Source organism: Glycomyces sambucus (assembly GCF_900102815.1).
In the GTDB taxonomy this organism is placed as follows: Bacteria; Actinomycetota; Actinomycetes; order Mycobacteriales; family Micromonosporaceae; genus Glycomyces; species Glycomyces sambucus.
On record NZ_FNGF01000008.1, the window covers coordinates 259,997 to 286,342 of the forward strand.

A 26,346-nucleotide genomic window follows, 5' to 3' on the forward strand; every position below is an offset into this window, starting at 1 on the left:
CCGCGCCGGGCGCCGAGAGGCGGACCGCGCTCGCGCCCGCGTCCGGCGCTCCGACCTCCGTGATCCGCTGCGTGCGTTGCTGATACGGAACTGAACGTCGTCATCTCATGGCCTCGCAGTGGATCGGAGCGGCAGTGTCGCTTGCAATGTCCAGTCGGTTCCTCCCTCCGTTCCGGCGGAGGCGTCGCCGCCGAGGAGCCTCACGCGTTCGGCGATGCCGGTCAGCCCGCGGCCGCGGGCGCTGGTTCCGGTCGTGCCCGTGGACCGGTTCGACACCCGTACGTGCAGGTGGTCGTCCGTGATGTCGAGGTGCACGCGGATCTCGGCACCGGGCGCATGGCGGAGGGCGTTGGTGACGCCCTCCTGGACGATGCGGTACGCCTCCTGGGAGATCGTCGCCGGCACCGAGTCGGGGTCGCCGTCGAGGTGCATGGTGATGCCGGTACCCGTCTGGGCGATGCGGTCGCGGAGCAGGTCGAGGTCGGCGAGGGCCGGTTCGGGCCGCGCGGTCGCCGGTTCGCCGCGGAGGACGCCGAGCGCCCGGTCGAGGTCGTCCAGGGCCGCGCGGGAGGTGCCCTCGATCGCCTCGATCGCCCGGCGGGCGCTCTCGGGGTCGGATTCCATGGCCTGCTTGGCGACGGCCGCCTGAATGGTGGAGGCGGTCAGGGTGTGGCCGATCGAGTCGTGGAGGTCGCGGGCGAGGCGGTTGCGGGCGGCGGCCTGGTCGGCGTCGGCCTCGGCCGCCGCGAGCCGTTCGGCCAGGCCGGGGCCGAGCAGCAGCGCGGCGATCCTTCGCATGAGGGCTTCGTATCCGGCGCAGAGGTAGACCGCCGCGAGGGCGGCGCCCACTGCCGCAGCGAGCGTCCAGGCGCCGTCGGCGCCCGGCGCGATCGTCACCTCCGATCCGAACATCACGGTGCCGCCGTCGTTGAGCCACACCACCGGGAGTCCGAGGGTGAACAGCGCCAGGCTGACCACGGCCGCGAGGAACCCGCCCGCGATCGTCCACGCGACCAGCCACGCCGCCGAGGCCGACCGCCGCGGCCGTCGCGGGGCGGGGAGGCCGGTCGAGAGCAGGCCGTTGGCGAGCCGCACGCTCGCCCGCCTGGTCGGGCGCAGCAGCCCGATCGCGCCGGTGAGGACCAGCGCGGCCGCGCCCAGCACGAGTGCGTGGATCCGCGTGGGCCAGAGGATCAGGAGGCCGGAGGCGACCAGGGCCACCGATGCCGCCAGGACCACGCCGAGGAACGCGTGGACCGCGCCGCGGTACGGGCCGGTGGTGAAGGGGAGGCGGAGAAACTGTCGCATGGCGGCGAGTCTGCCAGGGCCGCCGTGCGCCTGACTCCCTCGCACGAGGGACCCGAAGACCACGATTTCGAGGGAGTCAGAGGACCGGCGCGGCGGCGACCGTTGGGGGCGAACCGCAATCGAAAGGACCCCCGCACATGACGACCCGCACCAAGGGCGTTCTCGTCTTCCTCCTCCTCGCGTTCGGCCTGTCCTGGGCCGGCATGTTCATCGCACGGCTCGGCTTCGGGCTGTCGCTGGTGAACCCGCTCGTCCAACTGGCCGGGATCGCGTTCACCCCCGCGATCGCCGCGTTCGTCGTCCGCAAATGGGTCACCCGCGAAGGCTTCGCCGACACCGGCATGAAACCGCGCATCCGCCGGAACATCGGCCTCTACCTCGCCGCCTGGCTCGGCCCGCTCGCGTTCGCCGCCGCCGCGATCGGCATCGCCGTCGCCGTCGGCATGTGGGAGTTCGACGCCTCCGCCTTCGCGCTCATCCCCGGCCAGCCCGTCTGGGTCGCCATCGGCGCGCTCCTGCTCGTCGTGATCGTGCTGACCCCGATCTACTGGGGCGAGGAGTACGGCTGGACCAGCTACCTGCGGCTGCGCCTGTTCCCGGAGCGCCCCTTCGCATCGACGCTCGCGACCGGCCTGATCTGGGCCGTCTGGCACTACCCGCTCGCGTTCCTCGGCTACATCGAGTTCGCGAACGTCGCCCTCGGGCTGGCCGTGTGGACGGTGTCGTTCATGTTCCAGGAGGTCATCCTCACCTGGTTCCGCATGCGCAGCGGCTCGGTCTGGGCCGCCAGCCTCGCCCACGCGGGCAACAACATGGTCCTCGCGCTCCTCGTCGGCACCGCCCTCGGCGACGACCAGCCGGTCGCCCAAACCCTGATCGGCACGGTGCCGATGGTCGTCCTCGCCCTGTGGATCATCCTCAGCGGCCGCCTCGCCGCCGACCGCCCCGAGACGACCGCGCCCGAGCCGCGCCCGGCCCTGGCCGCCCGAGGCTGAGCAGTGGAACCCGACGCACCGGAGGGGTGGCATCATCGGACGATGCCCACCCCACCGGTCTCGGTGCTCATCGCCGACGACGACCCGCTCGTGCGCACCGGCCTGCGCGCGCTCCTCGCCGCCCGGCCCGACATCGACCCCGTCGCCGAGGCCGCCGGGGGCGACCAGGTGCTGCCGCTGGTGCGGCGGCACCGGCCCGACGTCGTCCTCATGGACGTGCGCATGCCGGGCATGGACGGGATCGAGGCGACCAAGACCCTGCGCGCGGCACTCGAGGATCCGCCGAAGGTCCTGGTCATCACCACGTTCGAGAACGACGAGTACGTGTACCGGGCGCTGCGCGCGGGCGCGGCGGGCTTCATCCTCAAACGCAGCGACATCGACCAGATCGCCCGCGCGATCCTCACCGTCGCCGCGGGCGACGGCCTCCTGTTCCCCGAGGCCATCCGCAGCCTCGCCGCCGAACACGCCCCGCCGCCGGGCAACGCGCACGGCCCGATGGCCCTCACCAAGCGCGAGGCCGAGGTCCTGCGCCGCATCGCCGAGGGCCTGTCGAACCAGGCCATCGCCGACCGCCTCTACCTGAGCCAGGAGACGGTCAAGACCCACGTCCGCAGCGTCCTCGCCAAACTCGGCGCCGCCAACCGCACCGAGGCGGTCATCATCGCCTACGAATCAGGATTCGTCCGGCCCCGCAACGACCCCCGAACCTGAACCCGCGGCCACCGGGCCACGGCTCGCGCCGCAGGTGCCGCGCCCGTTCACGCGGGCGATCCGGATTACGGGCCGCACGTCGAACGGACCGGTGACGGCGTCGGCTGCGAGCGAACCTGGGGCTTGGGGGTAGAGGAAACTTCACCCCGAAGCCGGGCGCCTGCGGCAATGCCCGGAGCTGCGGAACTACCTACTGTTCTAGGCATGGACATCTCAGTGCCGCAGGCGCTCCCCTGGCGCCGAGCCCCCCGCGTGATCGTGGCGGGCCTGTGGGACGGGCGCACCTGGCTCGCCCTGGTTCACCTCGTGACCGGGTCGGTGGTCGGCACGCTCGGCGGAATCGTCATCGGGGTGCTGTTCGCCACGGGCGCCGCCGGTCTCGTCACCCTCGTCATCCCGGCCGCGGCGCTCGCCGCGATCCTGTTCACCAGCGCCGCGCTCACCGCCGTGCAGCGCTCCAGGCACTCGGCCTTCCTCGGCATCCGCTGGCCCGCCGACCAGTCGCCGCCGGTCGAGTTCACCTGGAAGTCGATGCTCGGGGTCCTCGCCGCCGTGAAGACCTGGCGGCAGTTCTCCTACCACGTGATCGCCGGCGTCTATGGCGGCTTCGCGGCGATGATCGCCCTGGTCGCCTGGACGATCGCGCCCGCCATGATGGCCGCGCCGCTGTTCGGCCTCCAGTCGGGCCTGGAGATCCGCCACTGGGCGCTCCTCCTGGGCGGCCTCGTCCTCCTGCTCGCGGCGCCGTGGATCACGCGGGGCCTGTCGGAGCTCGACGGGCTCATCGCCCGCCAGCTCTTGGTGGGCACCACCCGGGCCCAGCAGCTGGAGCTGCGGGTCACCGACCTCACCGTCAGCCGCGACTCGACCGTCGACGCCGCCGACGCGGAGCGCCGGCGCATCGAACGCGACCTCCACGACGGCGCGCAGCAGCGGCTCACCTCGCTCGCCATGAACCTCGGGATCGCCCGCGCCACCCTCACCGACCTGCCCGACGACGCCAAGCGCGCCCTCGCCGACGCCCACGAGGAGTCCAAGCAGGTCCTCACCGACCTGCGCGACCTCGTGCGCGGCCTGCACCCGGCCGTCCTGGAGGATCGCGGGCTCGACGCCGCGCTCTCGGCGGTCGCCGCGAGGTCGCCGATCCCGGTGCGGCTCAAGGTCGACATGAAGCGGCGCGTCGCCCGCGACATCGAGGCGGTCGCCTACTTCGTGATCTCCGAGGCCCTCACCAACACCGCCCGGCATTCCGGCGCCGCGCACGCCGCCGTCGAGGTCGTCCTCGCCGAGGACGTCGAACGCCGCGACCTGCTGTGCCTGCGGATCGTCGACGACGGCCGCGGCGGGGCCGACCCCGAGTCCGGGACCGGCCTGCGCGGCCTCGCCGACCGGGTCCGCTCGGTCGACGGGACGTTCACCCTGACCAGCCCGCTCGGCGGGCCCACCACCATCGAAGCGGAGCTGCCATGCGCGTCGTGATCGCCGAAGACTCGGTCCTCCTCCGCGAGGGCCTGGCCAGGCTCATGGAGATCGGCGGGATCGAGGTCGTCGACACCGTCGGCGACGCCGAGGCGCTGCTGCGCTCGGTCGAGCGCGACTGCCCCGACCTGGTCGTGGCCGACGTCCGGATGCCGCCCGACCAGAGCGACGAAGGCGTCCGCGCCGCGCTCGTGCTCCGCCGCCGCTACCCCGACCTCGCGGTCCTCATGCTCTCCCAGTACGTCGAGGAGCGCTACGCGGTCGAACTGCTCACCGGGCAGATGCGCGGGATCGGCTACCTGCTCAAGGACCGCGTGGCCGACGTGGAGGAGTTCTTGGACTCGCTGCGCCGCGTCGCCGGGGGCGGCACGGCCCTCGACCCGGAGGTCATCTCGCAGCTCCTGGTCCGCCGCGAGGGCGACGAGCTCGAACGGCTCACGCCGCGCGAGCGGGAGGTCCTGTCGCACATGGCGGAAGGCCGCTCGAACGCCGGGATCGCGGGGGTCCTGTTCCTCTCCGAAGGCGCCGTCTCCAAGCACATCAACTCGATCTTCGCGAAGCTCGGACTCCCGCCCACCGACAGCGGCAACCGCCGCGTCCTCGCCATTCTCAAGTTCCTGCAAGGCAACGCAAAGGACCGGTCATGATCGACACCCCCGCCAAGCCCGCCGCCCCCGAGTCACCTGAACCGGCCGCCTACCCCGCCCGCAAGGTGTGGTGGATCCTCGGCGGCTCCATCACCGGCGCCGCACTCGTCACCGGCGTCGCCATCTTCGGCTCCTGGTCCTGGGTCGTCTCCTCCACCGATGAGGACGAGACCCGCACCAAGGAGTACGACCAGGCCGTGGACGCGGTCGACGTCAGAGCCGACGTCGGCGACATCGCCTTCGAGGCCGTCGACGGCACCGCCCTGGAGTTCCAGCTGAAGACCCGCTGGCTCGGCGAGGAGCCCGAGACCCGCGAGGACTGGGACGGGGACGTCTTCTCCGCGACCGGCGAGTGCGCGCAGGGCCGCTTCTTCGGCCTCGACGTCGACCAGTGCCAGACGAACTACGTCCTGGGCCTGCCCGCGGGCACCGACGCGACGGCCGAGACCGACGTCGGGACCGTCAGCCTCGAAGGCGTCGACGGGGCCGTCGACGTCGAGACCGGCGTGGGCGACGTCGTCGGCGAGGACCTGCGCGCCACCTCGACCACGATCGAGTCCGGGGTCGGCTCCGTGACGCTCGAATACGACCAGGTGCTCGGCGACATCGTGATCGACGCCGGGACCGGCGACGTCATCATCACCGTCCCCGACGACGGCACCACCTACGACGTCGACTTCGAAGGCGGCGTGGGCGACCGGAACATCGAGATCGCCACCGACCCGAGCGTCCAGGCGGACTACACGATCGCCGTGACCAGCGGCGTCGGCAGCCTCACCGTCCGGTACGGGCACTGAGCCACAGGAAACCAGCGCCGCCCGCGACCCCAGGTCGCGGGCGGCCTTCCGTTCTCCTACTTCCCGATCAGCACCGCGACCGCGTCCCCGCGCCCCAGAGCCGCGCCGCGGTCGTACGCCTCCCGGAACGCCTCCGGCTCCAGCGCCTCGCGCGTCCGCTGATCGGTGTGCAGGTCCTCGTCGTAGCCGCGGCCGTCGTCGATGCCGAGCACCGCACGCCCGAAGCCCAGCTTGCGGGCCGCGCCGGCCGCGTCGCCGCCGGCGAGGTCGATCGCCGCCGCGACCCGCGCGGCCATCGCGATGTCGGCCACGGCCGCGCCCTCGATGTGATGCGCACCGAGGCCCGCGATCGCCGTCGCCTTCCCCTCCCCCTGCAGCAGCACGATGAGGTCCTTGAACGACGCGCTCAGCACGCGCATCCGCTCGCCGAGGTTCGGCGCCCCGTCCAGGGACCGCTCGGCCGCGGGCAGCTCGTCGAGCGCTTCGGCATAGCGGCCCTCGGAGACGAGCACCGGCAGGCGGAACCAGCGCACGTACGCGAGGCTGTTCGGCTCCCGGGCGGCCTCGGCCAGCGCGAGGCCGCGCTCCAGCGCCTCCCAGGCGTGCGCGACGGCGCCGTTCCGGGCGTACCACCACGCGAGTTCGGCGTACGCCTCGCTCGCGTCGCCGCGGGTGCCGAGCTCGTCGAGGAGCCGCGCGGCCTCGGCGGACGCCACCTGCGCCTCCTCGCGCCGGCCCTCCCAGCCGAGCTTCTCGGCCTTGATGCGCAGCGACGACGCGAGGCCCCAGCGCTCGCCGAGGCCCGCGAACACGGCCTCGGCGCGCTCGGCGGGCGCGGCGCCTTCGAGGCCGCCGAGGACGCTGCCGGCGGCGGCCGAGATGAGCAGGGCCGTCCCGAGCTCCCAGCCGTCCAGGCCGCGCTGGTCGGCGGGCGGCGCGTCGGGGAGGAACGCGGGGCCCATCGAGACGAGGAACCGGGCCGGGCCCGCTTCGAGGCCGCCGCCCATCGCGACGCCTTCGCGGATCGCGGCCTCGCCCGCGGTGTAGCCCTGCTGCTCGGTCGCGGCGATGCCTTCGAGGATGCGGGCCGCGGCCTGGAGCGGTGCGGGGATCTCGGCCGGGACGGCGAGCACCGCGAGGGTCCAGTGGCGGAACTCGGTGTGGCTGCCGAGGAGGTGCCAGTACCAGAACAGGGCCGCGACCATGCGCAGGCCGGTCTCGGCGTCGGCGGTGGCGACCGCGCGGCCGATGACGGTGACGAGGTTGCCGTGCTCGGCGGTCAGCCGGGCCATCGCCTCGATCTGGGCGGCGGTGCGCAGCTCGGCGTCGGCGGACTCCGCCATCTCCACGCAGAACTTCGCCATCGCGTCGGCCACGGTCTCGGCGTTCCCGCTCTCCTCGAGGCGCGCGACGGCGTAGGAGCGGATGGTCTCGAGCATCCGGTAGCGCTCGCCGTCGCGGTCGACCAGGGACTTGTCGACGAGTCCGGCGAGCGCGTCGAGGTCGTCGATCCGCTCCAGTGCGAGGCCCGCCGGGTACACGGACATGCGCATGGCCAGGGTCTTCTCGGCGTCGGAGAGCAGTTCCCAGCTCCATGCGATGACGGCGCTGAGGGTGCGGTGGCGGGCGGGGGCGGTGCGGTCGGAGCCGGCGAGGAGCGCGAACCGGTCGTCGAGGCGGGACGCGATCTGCGCCGCGTCCAGTGCCCTCATGCGAGCGGCGGCGAGTTCCACGGCCAGCGGGAGGCCGTCGAGCCGGCGGCAGATCTCCACGACCGCTTCGGTGTTCGACCCGTCGAGCTTGAACCCGGGCCGGACCGCGGCGGCGCGCTCCACGAACAGCCGCACAGCGGGGCTGGAGGCGGGGTCGGTCTCCGACAGCGGCAGCGGCGGGATCGGGTACAGGTGCTCGCCGCCGATGGCGAGCGCTTCGCGGCTCGTGGCGATCACGCGCAGGCCGGGGCAGGCGCCGAGGAGGCGCGCGGCGAGGTCGGCGACGCCGTCGAGCTGGTGCTCGCAGTTGTCGAGCACGATGAGCGCGTCCTGGTCCGCGAAGTACTCCTCCAGGCGGGAGGCGGCGTCGTGCGCGGAGGGCTCCAGGAGGCCCGCCTCGCGGGCGCCGATGGCGCGGAGGACGGCCGGGGCCACGTCGGTGCCGTCAGTGGTCGAGGCGAGTTCCACGAACCACACGCCGTCGGGCGCGGCGCCGCCCGCGGCGATCCGGGCCGCGGTCTCGGTGGCGAGCCGGGTCTTCCCGGCGCCGCCGGGGCCGGTGACGGTGACCAGCCGCGCGGAGGCGACGGCCGCGACCAGTGCGGCGAGGTCGTCCTCGCGGCCGACGAAACTCGTCAACTGGGACTTCAGGTTCGAGCGGCGCGCCGGGCGCTCCGCGGGCGCCGCGCTCTGGCGCAGGATGCGCAGGTGCAGTTCGGCGAGTTCGGAGGAGGGGTCGGCGCCGAGCTCGTCGGCGAGGCGCTCGCGGGTCTGCTCGAACACGTCGAGGGCTTCGGCGGGGCGGCCGGTGGTGTAGAGGGCGCGCATGAGGAGGGCCTGCCAGCGCTCGTCGAGGGCGTGCGCGGCGGCGAGGGGTTCGAGTTCGGCGAGCACGTCGGTGCCGGTGGCGACTTCGAGGGCGAGGCGGTCGCGGGTGGTCTCGGTGCGCAGGCGTTCGAGGCGGACCGCCTCGTTCTGCGCGAACCGATAGTCGAGGAGGTCGGCGAGGGCCGGGCCGCGCCAGAGCCCTTCGGCCTCGCGCAGCGCGGCGAGGTCGCCCCCGCGGCGGCCCGCCTCCGCCAGGCGCTCGAACCTGACGAGGTCCACGTCGCCGGGGTCGACGTCGAGCCGGTACCCGGCGGCGCCGCGCGCCACCTTGTCGGTGCCGATCGCCTTCCGCACGCGGGACACCAGGGCCTGGAGCGCGTTCGCCGAGGGGGCGTCGTCCTCCCAGATCGCGTCGGTCAGGGCGTCGGCGGACACCTCCCGGCCCGCTTCGAACGCCAGCCGCGCCACGAGGGCGCGCAGGCGCGCACCGGCGAGTTCGACCGGCTGGTCCTTGTCGTCGCGAATGTCGAACGATCCGAGAAGGAGTACACGCATGCGGGCCAGTCTGCCCTGAACGGTCACCCGGTGGTGGAGTCGGCCCTGCCGCTCTTGACGCCTCCGTGACCTTTCCTCCCCGTGAACGCCATCACATATCACCCGATCGGGGACGACAGGCCGAAAACTGTCGGTGCCCGTCGATAGGTTCACACCAGCAACTGCAAACCGCGCCGCACCTCCGGGCGAGGCGCGACGACTGAAGGACAACTGAACGAACAACTGAAGGACGGTGCGATGACCGCCACGACCGCATCCAACGGCCCCCGAACCCAAACGTCGACCACCCCCGCCGCAGACCGCACCACCGGGGCCTCAGGCCCCGAGGTGATGGCGGAGGCCCTCCCGTTCGAGACGATCCCCGCCGAAGTCCTGCGCGGCCACTTCACCAGATGGCTGACCGACTCCCTCGCCCGCATCGCACGGCGACCAGCGCCCGTGACCGAGGCGGAGCACGCACCCGAACCCGACCGCACCGAGGTCGTGGCCGCCGAACCGCGACTCGCGAAACGAGAGACGGCTTTCGACCAGACGAATGCGATCGCCGAACCTGTGGTCGCGCCGCGGGCACCAGCCGAAATCCCCGCTTCCGACCCGCGGTCCGAGACGGCGCCAGTGAGCGGTGCACCTCGACCGGCCGCCGATACACGGTCCGGCCGCACCGCACCGGAGACCCAGGCGAAGCCGCCGACGAAGCCGAAACGGTCCAAGGCCAAGAACCGACCGCCGAACCGAAAACGCGAAGGCCCGCTCGCCGATGCGATGGAGCCGCCGCAAGCACCAGACGCCGCGGGAGCCGTGGCGGAACCGCCGCCTTCACCGTGTCCCGATCCGAAGTCCGAGCCCAAGGCACCACGACGACGGCAGTCCACCGCACCCGCCACCCAGGTTGCCCGGCTCGACGCCGACGCTGATGTCGGGGGCTCATCCCGCAACGCCGCGGATGCCGGTGCTGATGTCGGGAGCTCGCTTCGGCTCGATGCGGATGCCGATGCCGGTGGCTCGTCCCGGGTCGCTGCCGAGTCCGATCCCACCGAACCGCCATCACCTCCACCGCGGCCGCAGTACGTGCGGATCGGGGACAGGTCGGTGTGGCTCACCAAGCCGATGCTGCGCTCGCGAGGCTGGACCGAGGCGGCGATCCGCGACTTCCTGCCCGGTCCTGAAGCGCTGAAACCGAATCCGCGGTTCGCGATCTCCGGAGCGCCGATGCCGGTCTGGAAGCCCGGGACCGTGGCGAAGGCCGAGGCCGACCCGGAGTGGCGCGACTGGCTCGACCGCTCGCTCCAGCGCCGACAGACCACGCTCGAAGCGCTGGCCGGCACCGACGACCAGGAGTTCCGAAACCGGCTCGAACTCGCCGACCAGGCCATCAGGGACTGCTCCGAGCCACCGACGCTCCTCGACAGCCTCGAACCGGAGCGACCGCTCGCCACCGCTGAGAAATGAGACACCGGCCGACCGAGGGCAGACGCTGGGCGAGAAGAGGGGAGGTGTAGCGGGGAATCGGCAAACCGGGGACTTGAGCGCAGGCCGGATCTTAGGTTGGAGGCCGGCCGGTGCTCGTCAGATCCGGTCCGAGGCGACTGCTTGGAAGGGACTTGAGATGGGTGATTTCGCGTTCGCGGGGAAGACCTTCGTGATCCGACTGGACAACGGAGTGACGACCCACAACATCTATGGCGCCGAGGGCAACAAGCTCCAGTACGCGGAGATCGACGGTGCCACGGAGAGCGCATCGGGAACGGTCGACCTCCATGTTGCGGAGGTCTCCCCCCGGGTCTACCTGCTCGGGTGGAACGAGGTCACCGGCGCTGCGGTCACCCATGTCATGAACTTCCACGACCACACCGTGACCGGCTTCTGGTCCTTCGACGAGGACGGCGGCCGCACCGGCGAGGTCCACTCCGGAACCTTCGAAGAACTCGGCTAGTGCCGACGAGCTCTGCGCGAGAACCCCTGCGGAACTCGATGAGCGCTAACGGACCTACTTGGGAACCTCTGCGGAACTCGGCTGGTGCCGGGAGCCGTTCTTCGGCTGGCGCTCAGAATCATCGTCTGGCTGGACCTGGCCAGATTTCGACCCCACCAGGGTTCGGACCTGTCCGGGGTCCGGACCGGTGGAGGGATCGGAGCCGGCTGTCGAAGGCGTTACGGGCCTGCGTGGTCGGTGACCATCTTGAGGATGGTGGTCACCAGTTGCTTCCGATCGCTAGTGGATGCAGACCCGCCGTGGCCATGGGTGGGCTCGTCGGTAGTTTCGGGGCCGGGGCCGGGGCCGGGGCCGGGGCCGGGGCCGGGGCCGGACTGGTTGGTGGCTTCGGTGCCGGACTCGGGACTCGTCTCGGGATCGGGGTCTGCGTCCCAGGTGCAGGCGAGGTTGAAGGCGGCCACTCGGCCGGTGTCGATGATCGTCTGGACGGCCTTGAGCAGGGTCGCGACGTCGGGGCCGTCGGGCGCCGGATACCGGAGGCCCGGGAGCGCATTCGGGTCGAGAGTGTCCAGGTCGAGGTTGACCAGGAGCGGCCCTTCGGGGAGGTCGTCCGCCTTCAGACCGGTCAGCGGTCGATGGCCGACCGAGGCTTCGGCGATGTAGTCGCTCTCGGCCGGGTCCAGGTCGCGGCCGTCGACCAGGAGCACGCGCTCCGGTACGGGCGGGCGCAGCCGCAGCGGGTCGGCGACCAGGTCGGCCCGGTATCCGAGTAGGAGCCGCAAAGCCATGCCGCCCAGGTAGCCCGAGGTGGTCGTCTCCAGCGACTGGAGGTCGCCGTGCGCGTCGATCCACACGATCGCCGGGTCGATGCCGACGCGCTGGAGCCCTGCGGTCATGCCGATCGACACGGTGCAGTCGCCCGAGACCACGACTATCGTCTCGCTGCCGGAGCCGGAGCCGGAGCCGGAGCCGGAGCCGGAGCCGGAGCCGGAGCCGGAGCCGGAGCCGGAGCCGGAGCCGCTGGCCTGCGCCTCGACGGCCTCCGCGACGCGGTCGTAGAGGCCGACGAATCGACCCCAGATGTCGGTGTCCGGCAGGTCCGCTGTCACGGTCTCGACATCGGCGCCGACCGGGAGCGGGATGCCGTGATCGGGGAGGCGTTCGTCCAGGTGGTAGGGCACGTGGAGGAGTGTCATGGCTTCGAGCGTATCGCCGAACCCGAACGGGCGGAAGCCAATACGGACCCGATCGGCGGCTAGGCGAGCTTGAAGCCCGCCGCCACGGCCAGCTCTCCGGCGATCTCCACCGCCTGGTCGGCGGTGATCAACGCGCCCTTCAGACTCATCAGCCCGGTGATGCCGCCGAGTTCGGCACGGCGGAGGTCGCAGCCCTTGGCGTTCGCGACCCGGGAGAAGTCGGCGCCCGGGAACGTGCAGTCGATGAACACCGTCTTCGACAGGTCCCCCAGGAAAGTGGCGTTCGTGAAGCGGCACCGCTCGAAGACCACGGGCCCCTTGGCGGAACCGATCGAGATCCCGGCGAAGTCCGCCCGTGAATCCGCCACGTACAGGTCCTGCACCAGCGCGAACTGCGCCTGCCAGCCCACGAGCTGGCTCTCGGTGATCTCGACCCGGCGTGCGGTCGCCTGCTCCCAGCGGGCGTTGGACAGCACCGAGTGGTCCACGGTCACGTCGACGATCTCGAACGGCGACAGCACCGCGCCCGACAGGTCCGAGTTCCGGATCGCCGAGGACTCCAGTGAACCGTCGCCGTGCGTGCCGGTCCAGTCGGCGCCCTCGATGAGCTTCTCGCTCCACTCCACGTCGAAGTCGAGGCCATCCTCCAGCGCCTGCAACCGCTCGCCCTCCACCAGCGGCCTGCGCATCGACAGCTTGTCGTCGATCTTCCTGAACTTCACCCGGGACCTCCTCGGTAGACCCCGGCAGGGTACGCCGACCCTCCGACAATGCCGCCGGAGCGTTCGCCGACCCGAGAGGAGTGTTCCTGGGCCCGTACCCGGGCGGTCTCGGCCGCCGCCGGTCTGGACGCATGCGAAGAGCCGGCCGACGCGTGGTCGCGCGTCGGCCGGCTCCGGTGTTCGTTCGCGTTGTGCCGCTGGGTCCTCAGTCGGTTCCTGCGTCTCCCCTTCGACCTGGTCAGAAGTCGGCCGGGGCCAGTATCGGGCTGCCGACCCTGCCCATGAGGTCGTTCGCAGGGTGGTTGCGTTCGCCGCTGAGGAAGAAGCCGAAGATCGCGCGGCGCCACTCGTCGGGCGAGATCCGGTTGTCGTGGTCGGCGTCGAGGTATTCGAACAGGCGGTGGCTCTCGATGTAGTCCACGCCGTTCCAGTTCCGCATGAGCTGCACGAACTCCCCGGAGCTGATGAGGCCGTCGCCGTCCTCGTCGCTGATCGCGAAGTAGGCGTCGGCGACGTACGCGAGCTTGGAGGCCGCGGCGATGCGGTCGGCGAGCATGTGCCGGGCGAGCGCCGCGCGCAGCTCCTTGCGGGAGACGCGGGTCTCGTCGTCCTCGGCGGCCGGCGCGATGAAGTCGGTCCACAGCCGGTGGGTGGCCTCGCGGAGTTCGAGGCCCATGGGGCTCTCGACGGGGACGCCGCGGGCGCCCAGCACGCGGTCGGCGGCCTCGCGCAGGTTCTCCTCGGTGATGAAGTCGTTGCCTTCGGTGTCGAGGGTGTCGAACCAGCGGTCGAACTTGTCGCGGCGGACCTTGCCGATGTTCCCGCCCTGCCTGGCCCGGTTGGCGATGATCGCCGCGGCCCCGGCGGCGACCGCGGTGGCGGCGGCGCCGACCACGAGTGCCTTCGTGCTTCGCTGCATGGATTGCACCTTCCCGTCTCAGTTCCCTGTCCAGGACGGATCGTTCCATGACGCGCGGTCCGGGGGACTGAAACCGCCGATCCGGGGACAATCCGACAGCGCGGCGAATCGAAGTCGTTCCACCTCCGGGGAATCGGAGGTGTCGGGGCTACGCCGACCCCTCCCAGGGGCGCAGTTCCAGCAGGGCCCTGACGGTCTCGACGTACTGGAGGTTCGTGTACCCGGTGCCCGCGTCGAGCGCTGCCTCGACTGTGCCGAACCCGGCCTGGTACGCCGAGATCACCGAGTTGAGCAGGCAGCGCTCCTGGTGGTCGGGGACCGCGTCGTCTCGGGAGCAGTCGTCGTCGAGCGAGTAGGCGCCCGGGTCCTCGCCGCCGAAGTAGTTGACCGCGAAGTACTTCGCGAGCCACTGCAGCTGGGCGCTGCCGAGCATGGCGTTCTCGTCGGCGTCCTCCCGGTCGAAATCGGCCTCGAACCGCTGGTTGACGAACTTCTCGGTCGTCGGCTGGATCTGCATGAGCCCGGTGCCGCCGTCGCACGCGACGATGTCGGACTGCCAGCCGCTCTCCATCCACGCGATCGCCTTGAGCAGGTCCGGGGAGAACTCGACGGTCGAGTTGGTCCAGAACTGGGTGCCGGCCGCCTCGTCAAGGGCCGCTTCGACCTCGGACGCCGGGGCCGCGCCGCCGTCGAGGTAGGTGGTGCACGGCGGGTGCACCGAGGGCGGCTCGGTCGGCAGCGCCGGACCGGTGGTCTCGGCAGTGGTCTCGGGGTCGGCGGTGGTCGCGGCCTCGGTGGTCGGGGCTTCGGGTGACGTGGTCGGCTCCGGTTCGGGGCCGGGGGACTCGGTGGTCGGTTCGGCCGAGGTCGCCGCAGCGGGGGTGCCGTCGGGGGAGGTCGGCGGCATGAACAGGAACACGGCCACCGCGACCGAGGCGAAGAGCAGCACGAAGACCACCAGCCAGGTGCCCGTTCCGTTGTCGGGGTCGGGGTTGGAGACGAGGTCGGGGTGGAGGCCCACTTCCTCGGGGTCGGGCGGGGGCCCGGCGTCGCTGGGCTCGGAGGAGGGGTTCATCGAGGGGTCCTATCAGCGCGTCGCTACACAATGAAGCGTATCGACTACGAGCTACCTGCGGGGTTCACGACCAGCAGCGCCCCCGAGGTCGGGTGTGTCCGAACTCGACGCCCCCGGTCGCAGGGTGCCCGGGAGGTGCGACATTGCGGCTGACCGCTGCCCCCCACGGTCGGGTGTGTCGGATCTGAGCCGCCCCCGGTCACAAAGGTGCCTGCGGGGTGTGACATCGCGGTGGGCTGCGGCCCCCGAGGTCGGGTGTGTCCGTTTCGGGCCGCCCCGGCTGCAAAGGTGCCAGGCGGGTGCGACGGTCCGTGTCCGGGGTGACGCGGAGATCATATTTGAACGCGTTCAAGTACTGGGGTATCGTTGGGGTACAAGGAGGAACCCCATGAAGATCGTCATCCCCGGCGGTACCGGCAACCTCGGTGCCGTCCTCGAACGCGGCCTCCTCGCGGCCGGCCACCGCCTCACCGTCCTCACCCGCACGCCCACCGCCGCCCACCACCTCCCCTGGGACGGCCGCACCCTCGGTCCCTGGGCCGAGGCGATCGACGGCGCCGACGCCGTCATCAACCTCGCCGGCCGCAGCGTGAGCTGCCGCTACACCCGCCAGAACCTCGACGAGATGACCACCTCGCGCGTCGAGTCGACCCGCGTCGTCGGCCGGGCCATCGCGGCCGCCGCGCACCCGCCCGCCGTCTGGCTCCAGGCCGGCACCGCCACGATCTACGCCCACACCCACGGCCGCGCCAACGACGAGGCCACCGGCGTCATCGGCGGCCGCGAAAGCGACGCGCCCGCCTACTGGGCCGAGAGCGTCGACATCGCCCTCGCCTGGGAGGCCGCGCTCGACGAGGCCGACACGCCCGCCACCCGCAAGGTCTCGATGCGCACCGCCATGGTCATGAGCACCGACCGCGGCTCGACCTTCGACGTGCTCTCGCGCATGGTCCTCCTCGGCCTCGGCGGCCCCGTCGGCGGCGGCGCCCAGTTCGTGTCGTGGCTCCACGAGGACGACTTCACCGGCGCCGTCGAGTTCCTGCTCGAACACGACCTCGCGGGACCGGTCAACCTCGCCGCCCCGCACCCGCTGCGGCAGAAGGACCTCATGCGGATCCTGCGCCGCGCCTGGGGCGGCCACTTCGGGCTGCCCGCCACGAAATGGATGGCCGAGATCGGGGCCCTCGCCCTGCGCACCGACACCGAGCTGCTGCTCAAGAGCCGCCGCGTCGTCCCAGGCCGCCTGGAGGCCGCCGGGTTCGCGTTCCGCTACCCCGCCTGGGAGGCCGCGGCCGACGACCTCGCCCGCCGCACCGCCGCCGACCGGCGCTGGCCGCTGGTGCGCAGACCGGGACTCAAGCAGTCGCGGACGCTCGTCGACCACTGAACAATCCCCGCAGCGACGCGCTGAACGGTCGCCGGGCGGGTCACGGGGCCGGGCGGAACCACCGGTCCTCGACGAACCCGGCGACCGCCATCAGCGCCGCCACGCCCGCGGCCGACCAGCACACCGCGCTGAACGACACTTCGTGCGCGAGGATCGAACCGAGCCCGGCCCCGAGCAGGTACACGGCCCACACGCCCGCCTGGAGCCGCGCCGAGCGCAGGTCGTCGCGGGTCCCGGACAGGTTGACCGACAACGCGATGAGCGTCCCGGTCAGCACCGTGGTCGTCACGCCCGACAGCCCGATCCGGGCGGCGTGGATGCTCTGCACGCCCATCGCGAGCGCCGCGAGCCCGATCGCGAGCTCGGTGCCGCCCGCGGCCCCGGCCAGCGCCAGGAACACGACCTCCGCGACGAGCAGCGCGGGGACGCCGAAGCTGGTGAGGACGTGGCGGCGGGTGGCGAGCGAGGCCGCGACCGCGCCGACGGCGAACCCGCCCAGCGACCACAGGGGACCGACCGCCGACAGCCCGTCGCTGCGGCCGGTCAGCTCCCCGGACAGGGACACCGCCAGGAGCACGGCGTTCCCGGTCTGGTTGGCGACGAACTGCTGGCCGAGGGCGAGGAACCCGGCGCCGTCGACCGCGCCCGCGAGCGCGGTGAGGACCAGTGCGGTCCACGCGTGCGCATAGGCGCGGTCGACGGTCGGTCTCACGAGTTCTTGGTGCTCCTGCGGCGGATCGAGGCGACGGCCACGACTCCCGCGCCGACGGCGACGAGCGTACCCGCCGCGATCAGCAGCGGCCCGGTGGTGGAGGACCCGGTCGTCGCCAGCGGCGCGCAGTCGCCGTCCGCCGTCGTGGCGGGCCCGCCGGTGGTCGGGCCGCCGCTCGACGGTGCTTCAGAACTCGGTGCATCGGAAGTCGGCGCGTCACTGGTCGGCTGGTCGGTCGTGGGCCCGTCCGTGGTCGGCCCGTCGGTGGTCGGCTCGTCCGTCGTGGGCCCGTCCGTGGTCGGCTCCTCTGTCGTCGGCGCCTCAGAGCTCGGCGCGTCCGTGGTCTCGCAGGGGGTCGTCTCCTCGTCGCTGGTCGGCGCGTCCGTGGTGTCGCTCGGCGACTCGGTCGGTGTCTCGTCCTCGCAGGAGAACTCGGCCGCGAACGGGAAGTGGTGGATCTCGCCGCCGTTCTCGCCGAGGTCGCCGAACTTCGCGTTCTTCGCGATGATCTGGCCCTCGACGTTCGTCGGGCTTACGTTCCGGTAGTCGGCGTTCGGCGCCAGGATCGACCCCTCGACCGTGTCGCCGGAGGCGATGTTCAGCCGCGTGGTGTCCGGGAAGTTCCACAGGATGTAGGGCGCCTGGGTGCCGCTGATGCCGGCCTGGCTGGCGACGTCCCAGTCGAACTCGTTACCGGTGCCGGAGGTGTCGACGTTGATCAGCAGCGGCGTGTCCGCGGTCGGCGGCGTGTCGAATGTCAGGTCCGCCATGTCGTTCAGGTCCTCGCCGGTGACCTCCAGGATGTTCGTCACGCCCGGCTTGAGGCTGATGCGGATGCCCTGGCCGGACTGGACCCCGCCCTTCGGGACGACCACGGGCCGGTCCCGGTCGTTCATCGGCACCTTGTACGCGTCGCACACGTACAGGTTCGCGGAGTTCTCCCGCAGCTGCGCGAACGCCGAGTCGAAGTCGATCGGGGAGGTCGGCCCCACCGAGGCGAGCGGCTGCTGCACGTTCAGCTCGATCCGGGGCGTGCTGTCATAGCCGCTGCCCGACGCGACCAGGCGCGTGTTGACGCTCGCGTTGTTGCCGTCGGTGTTGCGGACCGTGGTCCCGGTCAGGTCGCCGACCTTCACGTAGTCGTGGACCTGGACGACGGAGGTCGCCGGGTCCTGGTCGTAGTCGACGCGGCCGCCGACGACCAGCGCGCTCGGGCGGGCGTCGCCGGGCGCGGTGAACGACGCCACCTCATGGATGTTCACGTTGTACGAGCCCCTGACGACCAGGTTCCCGCCGGTCGCCATCGCGCCCTCGGACTCGGTCGAGTGGAGCTCGGTCACGTCCTCCACGAACGCGTTGAAGTCGAGCGCGGGCGCGAGCGGGTCGTAGGTGACCGTCGCGGCCTGCGCGACCGGGCCGGTGCCGGCGGCGTTGAAGGCGATGGCCGTGGCGGCCACCGCGGCGGTGAGCGTCGCGGCGCCCGCCAGTGAGAGGCGCCGGGTCCTCCGGGCGTTCGCGGTTCTGATGTGCACTGTGATCCCCCTGGGGCGGTCGGTTGTCAGGGCGGTGGGGGAACCGCGCCCGAGCCTAACCCGGGGGACCGGGCCCGGAGGGTGAGTGAAACACCCGGACGGGGGAGACGTGATCACTCGGCGAGGAGCTTGAGGACCACCGGGCGCGAGACGGTCCCGGCGACCCGCTTCGCGAGGGCGTTCGCGCTGGCGCCGTCGGTGTTCGCGCGGCGCAGGGCCGCGCCGAGGGCGGCCTTCGCGGCGTCGGCCTCGGCCTGGGCGCGCCGCAGCCGCTCGGCCGCCGCGTCGACCTCGTCTTCGGCGTCCTTGCCGGGGGCCGAGTCCACCTCGTCCTCGGCGGGCGCTGCGGGAGACGGGGCCGCCCCGAAGTCAGACCGGTCAACTCGTTGACCGCTGCGGTCGCCCGCCTCGGCGGTGACGGCGCGGGCCGCGGCCTCGGCGAAGGCGCTCAGGAACTCCCGGATCGCCCGGTGGTCGTCGACGCGGTCGCCCAGCAGCAGGCCGCGCAGCTGCGGCACGGTGTTGAACCAGTTGGGGGCCGCGCAGACGGCGAGGGTGATGAGCCCGGCGAGGAACGGGTCCTCGGTGCCGAAGCTCGCCTTCGCGCCCTCGAGCTTCTCGCGGTAGTGCTCGCGGCGCCAGCCGCCGACGTCGCCGGCCTCGCCGCCCCGGTGCAGGCCCTCCCAGGTGATCAGGCGCAGCAGCTGCGGGTTCGTGCGCTGGTAGTCGTAGAACCGGGCGACGAACGCGCCGACGTCGCCGTCCTTCCAGAGCGGGTCCACGACCTCCGAGAACTCCTGCATGGTGTCGATGAGGACCGCGTCGAACAGCTTGTCCTTCGAGCCGAAGATCCCGTAGATGCGCTCCTTGTTGACGCCCGCGGTCTCGGCGATCCGGTCGACGCGGGCGCCGGCCGGGCCGCGCTCGGCGAACTCGGTGCGGGCGGCGCGCAGGAGCGCGGCGCGGGTGGCGTCGGAGCGTTTCACCTCAGTCGTCGGCATGAGGCCGAGATTACCAGACCATAAACCAACTATTTGGTTGACATTGATGTCGCGACGGGGCTAGATTCACCGCCATGACCGCACCCGCCACGACGCCCGCGACACCCGCCACGCCCTCGACCGCACCGACTTCCGACCGCTACGTCCCCGCCGGACCACCCGGCCGCCCCAAGCCCGGATACACCCCGGCGCGCGTCGCCGTCCCGGTCTTCGCCCTCGCCGCACTGCTCGCCACCGGCCAGATGTACACGCCGATCCCGATGTTCGCCGAGATGGAGGCCACCTGGGACGTCGGCCTCGGATCGATGACCTGGATCATCAGCGCCTTCGCGTTCGGCTACGCCGCCGGCTTCGTGGCCTTCGGGCCCATGGCCGACCGGTTCGGCCGCCGCCGCGTCCTGGTCACCGGATTGATCGCCGCCGGAGTGGTCACACTATTGACCGGTCTGGCGCCGACGTTCGCGGCCGCGGTCCCCCTGCGGGTCCTCCAGGGCCTCGCCGTCGGCGCGATCCCGCCCGCCATGACCGCCTACGCCACCACCAGGATCGCCCCGGCCCGCCGCGCCGTCGCCGTCACCGCGATCATCACCGCGTTCCTCGCCTCGACCGTCCTCGGGCAGCTCGCCGCCCAGGCCGTGGTCCGCACCGCCGACTGGCAGTGGGTCTTCGCCGGCTCCGCCGTCCTCTTCGGCGTCGCCGCCCTCGCCGCCGCTCGCGTCATGTCCCCCGACGAGATCGACCCCGGCGCGAGCCTCGCCCGCAGCTACGCGGCCATCCCGCGGGTCCTGCGGATCGGGCGGCTCCTGCCGATGCTCGCCGCCGCCGCGCTCGCCATGGGCTCCATGGTCGCCGCGTACACCGGGATCGAACTCACCGGCGTCGTCACCGGCAACGCCGCGCTCCTGACGCTGCGGGCCAGCGCCCTCCCGGTCATGATCGCCCTCCCGTTCCTGGCGATCCCGCTCGCGCGCCTCGACCGCACCTCGCACCTCCCGCTCGGCACCGCCGTCGCCGGTCTCGCGATGGTCGCGGCCGCGTTCGCCGGCGGGAACCTCACCGCGCTCGCGATCCTGCTGGCCGTCCTGGTGTTCGGCATCGGGATCGCCGGCCCGGCCATGAACCAGATCGCCGCCGAGGCCGGCGGCGAGCAGCGCGCCGCCGCGACCTCCGTGGCCATGTTCAGCTTCTACGTCGGCGCCACCGCCGGGCCGCTCGTCGCGAGCGCCGTCGCCCCGCACGGGTTCGCGGCCCTCGCCTGGACGCTTGCGGCCATGCTGCTCACTGCCGCAGGATTGGCCTTGTGGGGCAAGCGAAAAGCCTCACGAGACCAAGGAGGAACCCCTGATGGAGCATCACGGAGAACGCTATGAGCGCGGACTGAAGGCACTCCAGTTCGTGTCGGGCCAGGCCGAACCGAACGTCGTCGACATCGCGACCGCACCCGACCTCGCCAGGTACGTCGTCGAGTTCGGGTACGGCGAGGTCTACTCCAAGCCCGGCCTCGAACCCCGCGACCGCCAGCTCGTCATCATCGGCGCGCTCGCCGCACTCGGCAACGCCGCCCCGCAGCTGCGCTTCCACATCAACGGCGCCCTGAACGCGGGGCGCACCCGCACCGAGGTCGTCGAGGCCCTCACCCAGATCGCCGTCTACGCGGGCTTCCCGGCCGCGATCAACGCGATCACCGCCGCCGCCGAGGTCTTCGCGGCCCGCGACGCCGAGGATTGAACATCCAGAAGTGAACACCGGAGGGGCGGGCCGCGATCGCGGCCCGCCCCTCCGGGACGTCTACAGGTACTGGCCCACCTGCTGCTGGGGGACCTGCGGCTCGGTCCGGTTCGGGTCGGTGCCCGCCCGGCGCGCGTACAGCTCCGCGAGCGTCATCGGCTCGCGGACCTTCTCGCCGCCGAGCCAGTCGCCCGACTCCAGCGGCGACAGCTCCCCCACCTCGATCTGCGCGAGGCAGCGGCCGGGGCGGACCACGGCCGGGTGGAGGCGGTCGAGCCGCTCGTTCGTGGTGATCGCGACCATGATCTCGCGGCCCTGGCCGAGCAGGCCGTCCGTGAGGTTGAGCAGGCGCGCGAGCGACTGGCCCGACGCCTCCTTCGCCTCGCCGCGGATGAGCTCGTCGCAGTCCTCCAGGACCATGAGCCGCCAGTGCTCGCGGCGCGGCTCGCCCGGCGTCAGGTCGGCGTCGAGCGCGAGGTCCATCTCCGACCCGATGATGACCTCCATCAGGTACGACGGGTCGGCGAAGAACGCCTCCGGGTCGAGGACCGTGTCCACCTGGCACCACGGCGCCCACTCGCGGGCGAGCGCCCGCAGCGCCGTGGTCTTGCCGGTCCCGGGCGGGCCGTGGAAGAGCACGAGGCGGCCGGTCACGTCCGAGGACCGCGTCGCCATGAGCTTCCCGAGCGCCGAACCGGCGCTGGAGGAGTAGTTCCGCTCGATCTCGGGCCAGCGCGGGGCGCTGATCGACCTAGTGGAGCGGAACGGGCCGCGCGCCGACCGGTACCAGAAGCCCATGTCGACCTTGTCCTCGCCGACCTCTTCGACCGAGCCGGTCCGGTCGGTGACGTACGCGGCGATCTCCTCGGCGCGCTCGCGCGTCTCGGCGGTCACCACCGCCTGGCCGGAGCCGTCGCGCCACCGCTGGGTGCGGAGCGTCCAGCCGTCGCCGGTCACGAGCTGGAGGAACGAGGTCCCCGAGATCGACCGGATGAGCGACCCGCCCGCGGGGATGAGGTCGACGTCGTCCGCGACCATGTCGAGCGCCCGGACCACCGCGTGCGGCTGCGCGCCGCTCACGTAGGCGTCGAGCGCCATGAGGTTCAGCACGTTGGACGGGTCGTCCGAGCCGTCCAGCGTGAAGTGCATGTTGCCCAGCACGCCGCCGCCTCCCTGGAGCAGGTTCATGATCTCACCGCGTCTTTCGATGATTCCCATCGCGATCCACCATAGAAAATACGGCCCCGCCCTCGTAGCTGCGACTGGTCGGACTTCGCGGACGGCGCACCGTGATCGTGCCTTATGACCCCGACACTGCGGGACGGCGCCCGCGCTCAGGGGGAGTTGCCGGGAATATCTGACCCCACCCGGTGGGGCGTGAGCTGGAACAATCAGCCATGCTGGATGACGTGACCGCATCGACCGAGACCAGCCAAAACACCGCCGACACCATACCTGGCGGCGGCCGCGGTCCCCGAAGCGGGCTGCGGGCCCCGCAGCGCGGCCGGGGCCTGCGGGTCCTCGCCGTCGCCGCGGCGGCGACGGCCGGACTGCTCGCCGCGGTGATCGCGCTCGACCTCGGCGGCGCGGTCGACATCGAGGCGGTCCCGGGCCTGAGCGCGGCCGACCCGGCCGTCACCTGGGCCGCCGGTCTCCTCAAGTACGCGTACGACCTCGCGATGCTCGCCGCGGTCGGCTGCACGATCGCCGCCGCGTGCTTCCTGCCCGGCCGCGAGGGCGACCGGGCGCGGCTCGCCGCGCAGTCGTGGCGCTGGCTGCGCGTCGGCGCCGCGGCCTCCGGCGTGTGGGCGATCACGGCGGCGGTCAGTCTTCCGGTGGACTTCGCGAACACGTTCGCGCGACCCCTCTCGGAGGTCACCGTTCCGGGACTGTGGTCCTACATCGCCCAGTACGAGCAGGGCCGGGCGCTCGGGCTCACCGTGCTCCTCGCGGGCGCTGCCGCGGTGGTCGCCGCCCGCGCGTTCACGATCCCCGCCGCGGCCTGCGCCGCCGCACTCGCGCTCGCCGCCGCCGTCCCGCCCGTGTTCACCGGGCACTCGGCGTCGAACGGCAACCACCAGATCGCCGTCGACGGGCTCCTCATCCACATCGTCGCCGCCGCGTTCTGGGCCGGCGGCCTGTTCGCGCTGTTCATCGCCCGCCGAGACCCCGCGGTCGCGGCCCGCCGCTACTCGGCCGCCGCGGCCTTCGCGTACCCGGCGGTCGCCGCCTCCGGGCTCATCGTGTTCGTCGCGAACGTGGCCCTCACCGACCTGTGGGAGTCCGCGTACGGGCGCATCGCCCTCGCGAAGCTCGCCGTCCTCGCCGTCGGCGGGGTCTTCGGCTGGGCCCACCGCCGCCGCACGCTCCCCGCGGTCGAAGCCGGCGACCGCAGCGCGTTCAACCGGCTCGCGGCCGTCGAACTCGGGCTCATGGCGATCGCGTTCGGCCTCGCGTCCTCCCTCTCGGTGACGCCGCCCCCGGCCGAGGAGCTGCCGGACCCGAACACGGCCCTCCTCGGGTTCCCCACGCCCGAGCCGATCTCCATGGCGCGCATCCTCACCGACTGGTACCCGTCGGTCCTGTTCTGCACCGCGGCCCTCGCGATGACCGGGTTCTACATCGCCGGAGTGGTGCGGCTGCGCCGCCGCGGCGACGCCTGGCCCTGGTACCGGACGGTCCTGTGGTGCGCGGGCTGGGGCGTCGTCGTCCTCACCACCTCGACCGGCCTCGGCAAGTACGGGATGGTCCTGTTCAGCGCGCACATGGTGCAGCACATGGCGCTCAACATGCTCGCGCCGATCCTGCTGGTCCTCGCCGCGCCCGTGACGCTGGCGCTGCGCGCGCTGCGGCCCGACCGGGCCGGGGGCCCGCGCGAATGGCTGCTGGCCGCGATCCACAGCCGCTGGTCCCGCTTCGTGTCGCGGCCCCTCATCGCGCTCTTCATCTACCTGACGAGCCTGTACCTCATGTACTTCACCGGGATGTTCGAGTGGGCCATGCGGTCCCACTTCGGGCACCTGTTCATGACCGCGCACTTCCTCGCCGCCGGGAGCCTGTTCTTCTGGGTCGTCATCGGCCCCGACCCGAAGCCGCGGCCGCTCACGTACCCGGCGAAGGTCCTGCTGTACTTCATCTCGATCGTGTTTCACGCGATCTTCGGCGTCACCCTCATGATGGGCACCGGCCTGGTCGCCGAGGGCTGGTACACCCAGATCGCGATCCCTTGGGTCACCGACCTCCTCGCCGACCAGCGCGCGGGCGGCGGCATCGCATGGGGCTTCGGGGAGATCCCCAGCCTCATCATCATCGTCGTCCTCATCGGACAGTGGGCCCGCTCCGAGGAGCGCGAAGGGCGCCGGCTCGACCGCATCGCCGAGCGCGCCAGCGCCAGCGGCCACCCCGAGGACGACCCCCACGAGGTCTACAACGCCTACCTCGCCGGCCTCGACCAGGAACGCCGCTAACCGCCTCCGCGAGCCGGACCCCCGCCGGAGGTCGCCACCCGACCCTGCCGAAAGTCAGGGATTCCCGACCCGATTTCCGGTCGAACGACAGATGCGGCCCCACCCCGGCGACCGTACGGTTGCCGCATGAACGCACCGAGCCACGACACCGCGACCACCGCCTTCGAAACCCTCGCCGTCCACGCCGCCGAACCCCGGCCCGCGCACGGCGGATCGGTCGTCCACCCGCTGTACCAGGGCACCGTCTTCGAGAGCGTCCCCGGCGAGTCCTACGACGAACTCAAGTACATCCGCCTGAACACCAACCCGTCCCAGCAGCACCTCCACGAGAAGCTCGCCGCCCTCGAAGGCGCCGAGGCCGCGGTCGCCACCGCCTCCGGGATGGCCGCCATCACCACCACCCTGCTCGCCACCCTCGCCGCGGGCGACCACGTGATCGCCGCCGGCTCGTTCTACGGCGGCACCCACCACTTCCTCACCGAGCAGGCCCCGCGCCTGGGCTGGAACGTCGACTTCGTCGGCCCCGACGACCACGACGCTTGGGCCGAGGCCATGCGCCCCCGCACCAAGGCGTTCCTCGTCGAGACCATCAGCAACCCGCTCGCGCGGGTCGCCGACCTCGCCGGCATCGCGGCTTTCAGCCGCGAGCACGGCATCACCAGCATCATCGACAACACCTTCGCCACACCCGTCGTCTTCCGGCCGCACACCATCGGGTTCGACCTGGTCTGCCACTCGGCGACGAAGGCCCTCAACGGCCACTCCGACCTCGTTGCGGGCGTCGTCACCGGCACCGAGGAGGCGATCGGCCGGATCCGCCACGTCCTCAACCTCTACGGCGGCAGCCTCGACCCGCACGCCGGATTCCTCCTCGCACGAGGACTCAAGACGCTCGCGCTGCGGGTGCGGCAGCAGAACACGGGCTCGCTCGCGCTGGCCCGGTTCCTGGAGGGCCACAAGGGAATCGCGCAGGTCAACCACCCGGGCCTGGAGTCGCACCCGGACCACGCGCGGGCGACCGAACTGTTCGACGGCTACGGGTCGGTCTTCTCGTTCCGGCCCACGGGCGGGGTCGAGGCGGCCGAGTCGCTGCTCAAGGGCCTGCGTCTGCCCTATGTCGCCCCGAGCCTCGGCGGCGTCGAGTCGCTGGTGACCCGCCCGGCGGTCACGAGCCACGCGGGCATGAGCGCCGAGGAGCGCGAGGCCGAGGGCATCCACGACGACCTCATCAGGTTCTCAACAGGCATCGAGGCGCCCGACGACCTCATCGCCGACTTCGCCCAAGCCCTGGGCGCCTGAGAAACCGGGTCGAAGCCGAAGGGAGACCGAATGGACGGGTGGCGACAGGAGACTGAGTGACCGGGCGGGGACGGTGGCCGGAAGCCGACTGGGACCGGCTTTGGTGCTGGGACGCTGGGACGCTGGGGAGCGAGGCGTGGGCACCGATGCGGGGCGCGCCAATGCAGTGGCGGCGCCGCAGTCCCGAGCGTGGTCTGGGGATGCGAGTACGGCGATGGTCGTGGGCAGCAACGGCGAAACTCGCTGGGGGAGGGGGAGGGGGAGGGGGAGGGCGGGCAGCGCGGCAAGCCTCTCGATATCGCGCATAGGTTGTGAGCCGTGAGCCGTGAGCCGTGAGCCG

Annotated in this window: 22 protein-coding genes and 1 pseudogene; 13 read left to right on the forward strand and 10 right to left on the reverse strand. The window is 72.2% G+C overall.

What is annotated here, in order from left to right:
* Positions 1 to 105: 105 nt before the first annotated feature.
* Positions 106 to 1,308 (reverse strand): sensor histidine kinase, encoded by a 1,203-nt coding sequence (locus BLS99_RS23035; RefSeq protein WP_091054066.1) that lies wholly within the window; start codon positions 1,306 to 1,308, stop codon positions 106 to 108.
* 137 nt (positions 1,309 to 1,445) lie between these two features.
* Here BLS99_RS23035 and BLS99_RS23040 point away from each other — a divergent pair, with 137 nt between their 5' ends.
* From BLS99_RS23040 to BLS99_RS23060, 6 genes and pseudogenes are all read left to right on the forward strand, one after another.
* Positions 1,446 to 2,303, forward strand: a complete 858-nt coding sequence (locus BLS99_RS23040; protein WP_091054067.1) for a CPBP family intramembrane glutamic endopeptidase — start codon at positions 1,446 to 1,448, stop codon at positions 2,301 to 2,303.
* A 42-nt stretch (positions 2,304 to 2,345) separates the two neighbouring features.
* The gene (locus BLS99_RS23045) at positions 2,346 to 3,017 is read left to right on the forward strand and encodes a response regulator transcription factor (protein ID WP_091054068.1); all 672 of its coding nucleotides are present in this window, start codon (positions 2,346 to 2,348) and stop codon (positions 3,015 to 3,017) included.
* Positions 3,018 to 3,047: 30 nt separating this feature from the next.
* Positions 3,048 to 3,116, forward strand: a pseudogene (locus tag BLS99_RS27825) (excalibur calcium-binding domain-containing protein); the annotation flags it as partial.
* A gap of 105 nt (positions 3,117 to 3,221) precedes the next feature.
* Positions 3,222 to 4,496 carry a sensor histidine kinase gene (locus BLS99_RS23050; RefSeq protein WP_091054069.1) on the forward strand — a complete coding sequence of 425 codons (1,275 nt, stop codon included), beginning with the start codon at positions 3,222 to 3,224 and terminating at the stop codon, positions 4,494 to 4,496.
* Positions 4,484 to 5,143 carry a response regulator transcription factor gene (locus BLS99_RS23055; protein WP_091054070.1) on the forward strand — a complete coding sequence of 220 codons (660 nt, stop codon included), beginning with the start codon at positions 4,484 to 4,486 and terminating at the stop codon, positions 5,141 to 5,143. The genes BLS99_RS23050 and BLS99_RS23055 overlap by 13 nt, the downstream gene beginning before the upstream one ends.
* Positions 5,140 to 5,940 (forward strand): DUF4097 family beta strand repeat-containing protein, encoded by an 801-nt coding sequence (locus tag BLS99_RS23060; RefSeq protein WP_091054071.1) that lies wholly within the window; start codon positions 5,140 to 5,142, stop codon positions 5,938 to 5,940. The genes BLS99_RS23055 and BLS99_RS23060 overlap by 4 nt, the downstream gene beginning before the upstream one ends.
* Before the next feature lie 56 nt (positions 5,941 to 5,996).
* On the opposite strand, the gene BLS99_RS23065 is transcribed toward BLS99_RS23060, so the two are convergent.
* Complete coding sequence (locus BLS99_RS23065) at positions 5,997 to 9,035, reverse strand: ATP-binding protein (protein ID WP_143034918.1); 3,039 nt, start codon at positions 9,033 to 9,035, stop codon at positions 5,997 to 5,999.
* A gap of 237 nt (positions 9,036 to 9,272) precedes the next feature.
* Between BLS99_RS23065 and BLS99_RS25860 the strand changes: the two genes are divergently transcribed.
* Entirely contained in the window at positions 9,273 to 10,484 is a 1,212-nt protein-coding gene (locus BLS99_RS25860; RefSeq protein WP_143034919.1) for a hypothetical protein, read from the forward strand.
* Between the two features lie 157 nt (positions 10,485 to 10,641).
* Positions 10,642 to 10,968 carry a MoaF-related domain-containing protein gene (locus tag BLS99_RS23075; protein WP_091054074.1) on the forward strand — a complete coding sequence of 109 codons (327 nt, stop codon included), beginning with the start codon at positions 10,642 to 10,644 and terminating at the stop codon, positions 10,966 to 10,968.
* A 218-nt stretch (positions 10,969 to 11,186) separates the two neighbouring features.
* Here the strand turns inward: BLS99_RS23075 and BLS99_RS27530 are convergent, their stop codons facing one another.
* From BLS99_RS27530 to BLS99_RS23090, 4 genes are all read right to left on the reverse strand, one after another.
* Entirely contained in the window at positions 11,187 to 12,164 is a 978-nt protein-coding gene (locus BLS99_RS27530; RefSeq protein ID WP_176953492.1) for an arginase family protein, read from the reverse strand.
* A gap of 59 nt (positions 12,165 to 12,223) precedes the next feature.
* Positions 12,224 to 12,886, reverse strand: a complete 663-nt coding sequence (locus BLS99_RS26435) for a pentapeptide repeat-containing protein (RefSeq protein WP_176953493.1) — start codon at positions 12,884 to 12,886, stop codon at positions 12,224 to 12,226.
* A 238-nt stretch (positions 12,887 to 13,124) separates the two neighbouring features.
* Positions 13,125 to 13,805, reverse strand: coding sequence for an EF-hand domain-containing protein (locus tag BLS99_RS23085; RefSeq protein ID WP_091054075.1), 681 nt, complete (start codon positions 13,803 to 13,805; stop codon positions 13,125 to 13,127).
* A gap of 148 nt (positions 13,806 to 13,953) precedes the next feature.
* Positions 13,954 to 14,880 (reverse strand): lytic transglycosylase domain-containing protein, encoded by a 927-nt coding sequence (locus BLS99_RS23090; RefSeq protein WP_091054076.1) that lies wholly within the window; start codon positions 14,878 to 14,880, stop codon positions 13,954 to 13,956.
* Between the two features lie 388 nt (positions 14,881 to 15,268).
* On the opposite strand from BLS99_RS23090, the gene BLS99_RS23095 reads away from it, so the two are divergent.
* Positions 15,269 to 16,267 (forward strand): epimerase, encoded by a 999-nt coding sequence (locus BLS99_RS23095; RefSeq protein ID WP_091054077.1) that lies wholly within the window; start codon positions 15,269 to 15,271, stop codon positions 16,265 to 16,267.
* 40 nt (positions 16,268 to 16,307) lie between these two features.
* Here the strand turns inward: BLS99_RS23095 and BLS99_RS23100 are convergent, their stop codons facing one another.
* The 3 genes from BLS99_RS23100 to BLS99_RS23110 form a co-directional block, all read right to left on the reverse strand.
* Positions 16,308 to 16,979: a YoaK family protein gene (locus tag BLS99_RS23100; protein ID WP_176953494.1), complete on the reverse strand. Its 672-nt coding sequence runs from the start codon at positions 16,977 to 16,979 to the stop codon at positions 16,308 to 16,310.
* Positions 16,976 to 18,511 (reverse strand): choice-of-anchor A family protein, encoded by a 1,536-nt coding sequence (locus BLS99_RS23105; protein ID WP_176953495.1) that lies wholly within the window; start codon positions 18,509 to 18,511, stop codon positions 16,976 to 16,978. The genes BLS99_RS23100 and BLS99_RS23105 overlap by 4 nt, the downstream gene beginning before the upstream one ends.
* A gap of 113 nt (positions 18,512 to 18,624) precedes the next feature.
* On the reverse strand, positions 18,625 to 19,512 hold the full coding sequence (locus BLS99_RS23110) for a TetR/AcrR family transcriptional regulator (protein WP_245712382.1): 888 nt from the start codon (positions 19,510 to 19,512) through the stop codon (positions 18,625 to 18,627).
* A 74-nt stretch (positions 19,513 to 19,586) separates the two neighbouring features.
* Between BLS99_RS23110 and BLS99_RS23115 the strand changes: the two genes are divergently transcribed.
* Together BLS99_RS23115 and BLS99_RS23120 are read left to right on the forward strand one after the other, a co-directional pair.
* On the forward strand, positions 19,587 to 20,882 hold the full coding sequence (locus BLS99_RS23115; RefSeq protein ID WP_091054081.1) for an MFS transporter: 1,296 nt from the start codon (positions 19,587 to 19,589) through the stop codon (positions 20,880 to 20,882).
* Complete coding sequence (locus BLS99_RS23120) at positions 20,857 to 21,240, forward strand: carboxymuconolactone decarboxylase family protein (protein ID WP_091054082.1); 384 nt, start codon at positions 20,857 to 20,859, stop codon at positions 21,238 to 21,240. Before BLS99_RS23115 ends, BLS99_RS23120 begins: the two co-directional genes overlap by 26 nt.
* Positions 21,241 to 21,300: 60 nt before the next feature.
* Here the strand turns inward: BLS99_RS23120 and BLS99_RS23125 are convergent, their stop codons facing one another.
* Positions 21,301 to 22,458 (reverse strand): DUF5925 domain-containing protein, encoded by a 1,158-nt coding sequence (locus BLS99_RS23125; RefSeq protein ID WP_218126810.1) that lies wholly within the window; start codon positions 22,456 to 22,458, stop codon positions 21,301 to 21,303.
* Positions 22,459 to 22,649: 191 nt separating this feature from the next.
* On the opposite strand from BLS99_RS23125, the gene BLS99_RS23130 reads away from it, so the two are divergent.
* Both BLS99_RS23130 and BLS99_RS23135 read left to right on the forward strand, forming a co-directional pair.
* Complete coding sequence (locus tag BLS99_RS23130) at positions 22,650 to 24,707, forward strand: bifunctional copper resistance protein CopD/cytochrome c oxidase assembly protein (protein WP_143034920.1); 2,058 nt, start codon at positions 22,650 to 22,652, stop codon at positions 24,705 to 24,707.
* A gap of 126 nt (positions 24,708 to 24,833) precedes the next feature.
* Positions 24,834 to 26,006, forward strand: a complete 1,173-nt coding sequence (locus BLS99_RS23135) for a trans-sulfuration enzyme family protein (protein ID WP_091054084.1) — start codon at positions 24,834 to 24,836, stop codon at positions 26,004 to 26,006.
* Positions 26,007 to 26,346: the final 340 nt, after the last annotated feature.

What these genes read in the sequence shown, in the direction of transcription:
- BLS99_RS23125 (WP_218126810.1), bottom strand. Translation starts at nt 22,458, where the DNA reads ATGGGAATCATCGAAAGACGCGGTGAGATCATGAACCTGCTCCAGGGA.
- BLS99_RS23035 (WP_091054066.1), bottom strand. Translation starts at nt 1,308, where the DNA reads ATGCGACAGTTTCTCCGCCTCCCCTTCACCACCGGCCCGTACCGCGGC.
- BLS99_RS23095 (WP_091054077.1), top strand. Translation starts at nt 15,269, where the DNA reads ATGAAGATCGTCATCCCCGGCGGTACCGGCAACCTCGGTGCCGTCCTC.
- BLS99_RS25860 (WP_143034919.1), top strand. Translation starts at nt 9,273, where the DNA reads ATGACCGCCACGACCGCATCCAACGGCCCCCGAACCCAAACGTCGACC.
- BLS99_RS23075 (WP_091054074.1), top strand. Translation starts at nt 10,642, where the DNA reads ATGGGTGATTTCGCGTTCGCGGGGAAGACCTTCGTGATCCGACTGGAC.
- BLS99_RS23110 (WP_245712382.1), bottom strand. Translation starts at nt 19,512, where the DNA reads ATGCCGACGACTGAGGTGAAACGCTCCGACGCCACCCGCGCCGCGCTC.
- BLS99_RS23065 (WP_143034918.1), bottom strand. Translation starts at nt 9,035, where the DNA reads ATGCGTGTACTCCTTCTCGGATCGTTCGACATTCGCGACGACAAGGAC.
- BLS99_RS23045 (WP_091054068.1), top strand. Translation starts at nt 2,346, where the DNA reads ATGCCCACCCCACCGGTCTCGGTGCTCATCGCCGACGACGACCCGCTC.
- BLS99_RS23115 (WP_091054081.1), top strand. Translation starts at nt 19,587, where the DNA reads ATGACCGCACCCGCCACGACGCCCGCGACACCCGCCACGCCCTCGACC.
- BLS99_RS23060 (WP_091054071.1), top strand. Translation starts at nt 5,140, where the DNA reads ATGATCGACACCCCCGCCAAGCCCGCCGCCCCCGAGTCACCTGAACCG.
- BLS99_RS23050 (WP_091054069.1), top strand. Translation starts at nt 3,222, where the DNA reads ATGGACATCTCAGTGCCGCAGGCGCTCCCCTGGCGCCGAGCCCCCCGC.
- BLS99_RS23135 (WP_091054084.1), top strand. Translation starts at nt 24,834, where the DNA reads ATGAACGCACCGAGCCACGACACCGCGACCACCGCCTTCGAAACCCTC.
- BLS99_RS23085 (WP_091054075.1), bottom strand. Translation starts at nt 13,805, where the DNA reads ATGCAGCGAAGCACGAAGGCACTCGTGGTCGGCGCCGCCGCCACCGCG.
- BLS99_RS23055 (WP_091054070.1), top strand. Translation starts at nt 4,484, where the DNA reads ATGCGCGTCGTGATCGCCGAAGACTCGGTCCTCCTCCGCGAGGGCCTG.
- BLS99_RS27530 (WP_176953492.1), bottom strand. Translation starts at nt 12,164, where the DNA reads ATGACACTCCTCCACGTGCCCTACCACCTGGACGAACGCCTCCCCGAT.
- BLS99_RS23120 (WP_091054082.1), top strand. Translation starts at nt 20,857, where the DNA reads ATGGAGCATCACGGAGAACGCTATGAGCGCGGACTGAAGGCACTCCAG.
- BLS99_RS23090 (WP_091054076.1), bottom strand. Translation starts at nt 14,880, where the DNA reads ATGAACCCCTCCTCCGAGCCCAGCGACGCCGGGCCCCCGCCCGACCCC.
- BLS99_RS23040 (WP_091054067.1), top strand. Translation starts at nt 1,446, where the DNA reads ATGACGACCCGCACCAAGGGCGTTCTCGTCTTCCTCCTCCTCGCGTTC.